The following is a 6,630-nucleotide window of genomic DNA, read 5'->3' as shown; positions in this document are numbered from 1 at the left end:
AGACGCCGGCGGGCCCGTCCGGGTTCCGTTCCGAGGCCGCCGTCTCAAGCGATGGAAGCGCCGCCACAACACCACCCACGCCAAGAACCGCTGCGTCGGTGAGCAGACCATGGCCACCCTCAAGGACTGGCGTCTCCTTCGCAAGCTTCGCTGCAGCACGAACCGCATCACCGACGTCGTGAAAGCCGTCCTGGTCCTTCACCACGCATCAGCGTGAGGTTGGAAAACGCTCGCTGTTGCCGGGTCGGTGGTGCGTTGGTCCGTGCCCGGTCCGGATTTTCGCCTCAATCACCGGGAGCTGAGAATGTTTTCGGAGGCGATCCGTCATGTGGGCGCCGCGGGATGCTGTCTCCAGCACCAGCGCGCACGCCGTCCTGCACCGCTTGAGTTCTCCCGCCCGACAACCCGCCCGCTGACGCGCAGCTCTCAGTCGTGTGGGACGACCGCGACCGGAGCCGGGCAGTGGTGCAGGACGGCGTGCGCGAGGTGCCCGACGTGCGGCAGCGAAGGCCGTGTCATGTGGCGGTGTCGTCCGATGACGACGAGCGCGGCGTGGACGGCGGCGTCGAGCAGGTGGCGTGCGGGTTCACCGATGACGGCCTGTGTCGTCACGTCCACGCCTGGATAGCGTGCTCGCCAAGGTTGCAGTGCCTGGCGTATGCGTTCCCGCTCGTCGGCCGAAAGGTCGGTGCCGAACCTCAACGCCGCACCGAGCCCGTAGAGGTCATACGGCGGTGGGTTCCAGCCGTGCACGACCGTCAAGGTCGCGGTGCGTACGGCCGCTGCCTCGAAGGCGAAGGCGATCACCTCGTCGCAGGGTCGGCTGAGATCCAACCCGAGGACCACCGGAGGGGCCGGCCCAGGCGCCGCGCCGGAAAGAGGTTGTCCTACGGAGAACCCGGCACGTACGAGGACGACGGGCGCCTCGGCGTGTGCGACGGTGGCCATGCTGACCGAACCGAGCAGGAAGCCGGCGACCCTGCCCACCCCGGTCGAGCCGATCACCAGGATTTCGGCGTCCTTCCCGGCTCGGCACAGCACCTGGCGCGGTGGGCCGATGACGAAGTCAGCCGTGATGTCGAGGTCCGGGTGGAGCCGCCGCAACCGATCGGTCACCTCCTGCGGGACGCCCTCCGACCAGCGGCGGACGGCCTCCAACCCGGCAGGCGGGGCGTGGGAGTAGGGCTGCCACTCCCAGGCATGGACCAGTCGCAGCGGCAGATCCCTGAGGAGCGCTTCGCGGGCACCCCAGTCCGCGGCGGCCAGGCTGGCGGGTGAGCCGTCCACGCCAACGGCCACGGGGCGCGTCATGGGGACCTCCCAAGCAGCGGATGAGTGGGTTGTCCCCCGCAGACTGCCGCGGTGCGCTCGCTCCGTGGAAGGGGCCGCCGGGCCCGCAGGAGGTCCGGTCGGCCCCTGCTGGAGGCGGGCGGGCCGGCGCAGGCTGTAAGTGTCGCAGTCTGGGGGCGACAGTCGTAGTGAGGAGACGGCGTCATGGCGCACACCCCGCACACGGTCAGCGACGTGATGACCCAGACGGTGGTCGCCGTCGGTCAGGAGGCCCGCTTCAAGGAGATCATCGAAACCATGGAGCAGTGGAAGGTGAGCGCCCTGCCGGTGCTCGCGGGGGAAGGGCGGGTGATCGGTGTGGTCTCCGAGGCCGACCTGCTGCCCAAGGAGGAGTTCCGGAACGCGGACCCGGACCGGATGGAGCAGGACCAACGACTGGACGACCTGCGCAAGGCGGGCGGCCTTACGGCGGGCGAGTTGATGAGCACCCCGGCGCTGACCGCGCACGCCGGCGACACCATTGCCCAGGCCGCACGGACGATGGCCCGCAAGTCCGTCAAGCGATTGCCCGTGGTCGACAGCCAAGGCCTGCTGCAGGGCATCGTCAGCCGTGCCGACCTGCTGAAGGTCTTTTTGCGCTCCGACGCGGACTTGGCGGAAGAAGTACGGACGGAGATCGTCGACCGGTTGTTCACCGGTACGAACAAGAAGGTCGAAGTGAACGTCGAGGAAGGCGTGGTGACGCTGCGCGGACCGATCCGCGACAGCGAGCTGTTGCCCGTCGCGGCCCGTCTGGCGCGGGCGGTGGAGGGCGTCGTGGACGTGACCTTCGACGTCCACACGGCTTCGGCGGCGGAGCGGCGGATGGTGGCCGGCTGAGGGAAGGCCCTGGCTGCGCGGCACGCCGGGCGTAGCGCGGAAGGCGCGGCCTCGGCTCGTCGGCGGAATAGGACGATGTCTGGGGAAGGGCAAGGCGCCATGAGCACCTCATGAGCGGTGGATTCCGCCGGCCCTCGGTTTCCCTCGTCGCGCCGTGGGCCGTTCGGCCCAGGGCGCAGCGCCCAACGGCTCATTGGCCGGCAGTGGGCCGTGGCGCAGGCTCGACAGCGAGGGGCGTTCCACCGTCCCGTGGCCATCTTGACCGAGGAGCAGCGAAACGATGGGCAACGTACTGCAACGCCATCCGGCGCGGACCCTTTCGATGCAGGACATGTTCGACCGGCTGGAAAGCGGGATCCTCGGCGGGCCGTGGCACTTCGGCACGCACGAGATCCGTATAGAGGAGCACCTGACAGGGGATGCGTACCAGGTCAAAGCGGAGCTGCCGGGCATCGACCCGGAGCGGAACCTGGAGATCGACGTCACAGGTGGTTTCCTGACCATCCGTGCCGAGCGCGAGGAGCGCGCGGAAACCAAGGAGAGCTCCGAGTTCCATTACGGTTCGTTCGCCCGCGCGGTGCGGCTGCCTGCCGGGGCTCGCGGGGACCGGGCGACCGCCGACTACACCGATGGCATCCTCACCGTCCGGGTACCGCTGGAGGAGACGAAGAGCGAGACCACCAAGATCCCCGTTACCCGGGAGGGGCAGACCGGCTGAGACCACTGGCGGTGCCGTCTGGAAAGTGCGACGTATTCCATGATCGCAGGGCGGTCGAGGGGACGACGGTACGGATGCGGCGTCGGGCCTTCACGTACGGTAACGAGGAGCCGGGCAGGGCCGAGGCGCTGTCGCTGGGCGACTACTCCCGGCCCTGCGCCATGTGGTCACCCTCCCACCGAGCGCCGCAGCGACTCCCGGATGTCCTCCATGTCGTCGGACGCGGTGCGCGCCAGTTGCCCGGCCAGGTCCTTCATCGCACGGCTGACCGCCAGTTCGTCACTGATCTCGGGCACGTTCGGGCCCCGCGGGTCGCCCCGAGCGGTGCCGCGCCCGGTGAGGGTGGTGGTCCCGGTGTCGAGGACCACGTGCGCCTTCGTGCTGCTGCCCTCTTCGAAGAGGTGCAGGCGCACCTTCCACTCGAGGGTCCTGGCCATGACATACCTCCTGCGGTGGTCGGCCGGTCCCGTCGGCTTGAGTGTGCTGTGGGCCAAGCGGCATCATCGCCAGAGTGGGCGCGATGCACCGGAGCCCAACAGGGCTGAAGCGCCCGGGTCCATGAGCCGACCGGCCCCTCGTCGCCTCGCTTTGCGGTGGCAGTGCGGGTGCCGACCTCAGCTTCCGGTATCCGGGCCACGGCGGGCCGCGAGGTCCCGTTCGATCCGTGCGACGAGCGGGTGGACCGCAGCGGCGACCGCCGGCGACAGTGCCGTGCCCGGGCCGGTGTTTGCCGCCTCCACGGCGTAAACGACCAGTTCCCCGGGCAGTCGGCCCAGCACGTGGGCCAGCTCCACGGCATGTTCGAGGGCGAAACCGTGCGAGCTGGTCCCGTGGAACGGTCCTGACGGGAGCTCCTCAGGAAGCCGGAGCCGGTGGATGCGGCCCGGCCGGGGCGGGTGGGAGCGGGCCGCGTCCACGACGATCGCCCGCTGCGCGCCCTCCCAGGCGCTGATGAGCCGGGTCGGCTCCCCGTCGGTGCGGAAGACCGTGACGCCGTGGGGGAGCCGACGCCCGGCGAGCTCGGCGGCGACCACCCAGCCCACGCCGTCGTCGCGGCGGTGGTCGTTGCCGATGCCGATCACGGCGATCCGGGTGGGGGAACCGGGGTACTGGTCCATGGACTCGGCCTTCCCCGTGCCGGGTCGTCGCGGAGCCGTCCGGCACCGCCCGGAGGGCCGTCCGGGCGACCCGCAGCGCTGTATGGAGCACATCCCAGTCTGTCGGCCGAGCCGCGGAGGCGAGTGGTCGCATACTGACCGCGTTGACGCGATCTGCACCGGAAGGCGGCCGATGACGGGCGAGGCAACCACCGCGGTGATCGGGGTGGAAGGGATGGCGGCGCTGATCCGCGTCCTCGCCGCCCGAGGCCGAACCGTCATCGGTCCCACTGCGCGTGACGGAGCGATCGTGCTGGACGAACTCACCGACGGCGATGAACTGCCCTATGGCTGGGGCGTGGAGCTGGAGGCCGGCCACTACCGGGTGCGGCCCCGCGCGGACGGTGCGGCATTCGCGCACAGTGCAGGCCCGCAGTCGTGGAAAACCTACCTGCACCCGCAGCGCGAGCGGCAGTGGAGCGCCGACCGCGGACCGGACGGCGCCTGGGCCGTGACCGAGGACGACACCCCACCGCCGTCGTACGCGTTCCTCGGAGTCCGGCCCTGCGACCTTCGGGCGATCGCCGTGCAGGACCGGGTGCTGGCCGGCGGGCCGCACAGCGACAGCCGGTACCGCGCTCGTCGCGCACGGGCCTTCCTGGTGGCCGTGGAGTGCACCGAACCGGGAGCCACCTGCTTCTGTACGTCCATGGGCGCCGGCCCCGCCGTGGACGGCGGCTACGACCTGGCGCTGACCGAGGTCGTCGACGGCGGCGGTCACCGCTTCTGGGCGCGGGCCGGCAGCGACGAGGGCGCGGCGGTGCTGGCGGAGTTGCCGCATCTGCCGGCCGACGAGTCGCTCGCCGCCGCAGCCGGTGAGAAGGTCGCCGCGGCGGCCGACCGGATGGGCCGCTCCATGCCCGAGGTGGACCTCCGGACGCTGATGCGCGAGACGTTGCACGCCGACCGCTGGAACGACGTCGCCGCACGCTGCCTGACCTGCGGCAACTGCACCATGGCGTGTCCGACCTGCTTCTGTACCTCCGCCGAGGACGTCACGGACCTGACCGGCGACCACGCCGAGCGGTGGCGGCGCTGGGAATCCTGCTTCGACTTGGAGTTCAGCCATCTGCCGGGCGGCCCGGTCCGCGCCTCCGGCCGCAGTCGCTACCGGCAGTGGGCCACCCACAAACTCGGCACGTGGTTCGACCAGTTCGACAGCTCCGGGTGCGTCGGCTGCGGGCGGTGCATCGTGTGGTGCCCGGTCGGCATCGACATCACCGAGGAGGCCCACGCGCTGAACGCGGAGCGCGCGGCGGGCGGCCCGCCGGGGGAGAGCACCGCGTGACCACACACCGAGCCGGCTTCTTCGAGGAGTTGCCGGGGGCCCACCGTGACCGGCTGCTCGCCCTCGGCCGAGAGGTCTCCTTCCCGGCGGGAACGCGGATCTTCGACGAGGGCGATGCGGCCGATCGGTTCTGGGCCATCCGCTCCGGGACCGTTGCCCTCGACATGTACGAGCCGGGCCGCGGCACGGCAGTCGTCGAAACCCTCGGGCCCGGTGAACTGCTGGGCTGGTCCTGGCTGTTCGAGCCCTACCGCTGGCACCTGGGCGCGCAGACCCGGGCCCCGGTCACGGCCTACGAGTTCGACGCCGAGCAGGTCCGCGGTGAGATCGACGCGGACCCTGCCTTCGGACTGGCCGTCACCCGGTGCGTCGCCGCGGTGGCGATCGGCCGGCGGCTGCGAGCCTGCCGCACCCGCCTGCTCGACCTCTACGGCCCGCCCGGTGGCACGCGGCAGGCCGGGGAAGCGGCGCCGTGACCGTGACCCGTCCGGACCTGATGCCGCGTCCGTACCGGGTGGCGGAGCGCACCGAGGAGACCCCGGACACCGCCGAGCTCGTGCTCGAACCGGAGGCGGATCCGCTCCCGGCGTTCGTCCCAGGCCAATTCGCCATGGTGTATGCCTTCGGGGTCGGGGACATCCCGCTCTCGCTGAGCGGCCTGGACGGCCACCGGCTGACCCACACGATCCGCGCGGTCGGTGCGGTCTCCCGGGCGTTGCACGGTCTGCGGCCCGGTGCGACGGTGGGGGTGCGCGGGCCGTTCGGCGTCGGCTGGGAGCTGCCGGCCGCCGACCGAAGCGACCTTGTGGTCGTGGCCGGGGGACTGGGGCTCGCCCCGCTGCGTCCGCTGGTCCGCGCCGCACTGGCCGCACCCCGCCGGTACGGCCGACCGGCCGTCCTCATCGGCACCCGCACACCCGGCGACGTGCTCTGCGCCCGGGACGTCGAAGCCTGGCGCGCCGCCGGTGCGCGGGTGGGAATCACCGTCGACCGGCCGGACGAGGGCTGGCGCGGGGACGTCGGTGTGGTCACGGCCCTCCTGAACCGGGCCGAGTTCGCCCCCCGGGCCACTGTCGCCTTCGTCTGCGGACCGGAGGTGATGATGCGGGCCACCGCCCGGGAACTCGTCCATCGTGGAGTCGCCCCGGACCGGATCCAGGTGTCGCTGGAACGCACCATGCATTGCGGCACGGGCCACTGCGGGCACTGCCAGCTCGGGCCGCTGCTGCTGTGCCGCGACGGCCCGGTCGTCTCCTGGAAGCGTGCCGAACCCCTGCTTGCGGTAAGGGAGTTGTGAC

The 6,630-nt window shown here is 71.4% G+C and carries 9 protein-coding genes; 6 read left to right on the top strand and 3 right to left on the bottom strand.

The genetic code is table 11. The features are described from left to right. Nucleotides 1-217 (top strand): transposase family protein (locus CG747_RS43650; RefSeq protein WP_308303854.1); only part of this gene is annotated, 217 nt, incomplete at its 5' end. Between the two features lie 209 nt (nt 218-426). On the opposite strand, the gene CG747_RS43645 is transcribed toward CG747_RS43650, so the two are convergent. Next, on the bottom strand, nt 427-1,311 hold the full coding sequence (locus tag CG747_RS43645; RefSeq protein WP_180985988.1) for a universal stress protein: 885 nt from the start codon (nt 1,309-1,311) through the stop codon (nt 427-429). Between the two features lie 183 nt (nt 1,312-1,494). On the opposite strand from CG747_RS43645, the gene CG747_RS43640 reads away from it, so the two are divergent. After that, nucleotides 1,495-2,169: a CBS domain-containing protein gene (locus CG747_RS43640; RefSeq protein ID WP_100607433.1), complete on the top strand. Its 675-nt coding sequence runs from the start codon at nt 1,495-1,497 to the stop codon at nt 2,167-2,169. A 280-nt stretch (nt 2,170-2,449) separates the two neighbouring features. Next, nucleotides 2,450-2,887: an Hsp20/alpha crystallin family protein gene (locus tag CG747_RS43635; RefSeq protein WP_100607432.1), complete on the top strand. Its 438-nt coding sequence runs from the start codon at nt 2,450-2,452 to the stop codon at nt 2,885-2,887. Between the two features lie 167 nt (nt 2,888-3,054). Here the strand turns inward: CG747_RS43635 and CG747_RS43630 are convergent, their stop codons facing one another. Both CG747_RS43630 and CG747_RS43625 read right to left on the bottom strand, forming a co-directional pair. Further along, nucleotides 3,055-3,324, bottom strand: coding sequence for a dsRBD fold-containing protein (locus CG747_RS43630; protein WP_100607431.1), 270 nt, complete (start codon nt 3,322-3,324; stop codon nt 3,055-3,057). Between the two features lie 177 nt (nt 3,325-3,501). After that, nucleotides 3,502-4,005, bottom strand: a complete 504-nt coding sequence (locus CG747_RS43625; protein WP_100607430.1) for a hydrogenase maturation protease — start codon at nt 4,003-4,005, stop codon at nt 3,502-3,504. Between the two features lie 172 nt (nt 4,006-4,177). On the opposite strand from CG747_RS43625, the gene CG747_RS43620 reads away from it, so the two are divergent. From CG747_RS43620 to CG747_RS43610, 3 genes are read left to right on the top strand one after another with little or no spacing between them, the layout of a single operon-like run. Next, complete coding sequence (locus CG747_RS43620; protein WP_100607429.1) at nt 4,178-5,332, top strand: 4Fe-4S dicluster domain-containing protein; 1,155 nt, start codon at nt 4,178-4,180, stop codon at nt 5,330-5,332. Continuing rightward, entirely contained in the window at nt 5,329-5,808 is a 480-nt protein-coding gene (locus tag CG747_RS43615; protein ID WP_257981151.1) for a Crp/Fnr family transcriptional regulator, read from the top strand. Before CG747_RS43620 ends, CG747_RS43615 begins: the two co-directional genes overlap by 4 nt. A 20-nt stretch (nt 5,809-5,828) precedes the next feature. Then, nucleotides 5,829-6,629 carry an FAD/NAD(P)-binding protein gene (locus CG747_RS43610; protein ID WP_100607439.1) on the top strand — a complete coding sequence of 267 codons (801 nt, stop codon included), beginning with the start codon at nt 5,829-5,831 and terminating at the stop codon, nt 6,627-6,629. The last annotated feature ends 1 nt before the right edge of the window (nt 6,630 follow it).

Source organism: Streptomyces sp. CB02959 (assembly GCF_002803155.1).
Taxonomy (GTDB): Bacteria; Actinomycetota; Actinomycetes; order Streptomycetales; family Streptomycetaceae; genus Streptomyces.
The sequence above is the reverse complement of the archived record's forward strand: the minus strand, read 5'-3'. Positions and strand labels throughout refer to the sequence as shown.